The organism is Pantoea sp. SIMBA_079 (assembly GCF_046940275.1).
Classification (GTDB): domain Bacteria; phylum Pseudomonadota; class Gammaproteobacteria; order Enterobacterales; family Enterobacteriaceae; genus Pantoea; species Pantoea borealis.
This window is the reverse complement of the sequence record NZ_JAWRYR010000177.1, coordinates 1-288: the sequence shown is the minus strand read 5'-3', so window position 1 is coordinate 288 and position 288 is coordinate 1. Positions and strand designations below refer to the sequence as shown.

The 288-nt window shown below is 58.3% G+C and carries 1 rRNA gene; it reads right to left on the bottom strand.

What is annotated here, in order from left to right:
* A 16S ribosomal RNA gene (locus tag SB719_RS19605) occupies positions 1 to 288 on the bottom strand; the annotation flags it as partial.

Genomic DNA, 288 nt, shown 5'->3' with positions numbered 1-288 from the left:
CCCATTGTCCAAAATTCCCCACTGCTGCCTCCCGTAGGAGTCTGGGCCGTGTCTCAGTCCCAGTGTGGCTGGTCGTCCTCTCAGACCAGCTACTGATCGTCGCCTTGGTAGGCCTTTACCCCACCAACTAGCTAATCAGCCATCGGCCAACCCTATAGCGCGAGGCCCGAAGGTCCCCCGCTTTCATCCGTAGATCGTATGCGGTATTAATCCGGCTTTCGCCGGGCTATCCCCCACTACAGGACATGTTCCGATGTATTACTCACCCGTTCGCCACTCGCCACCAGG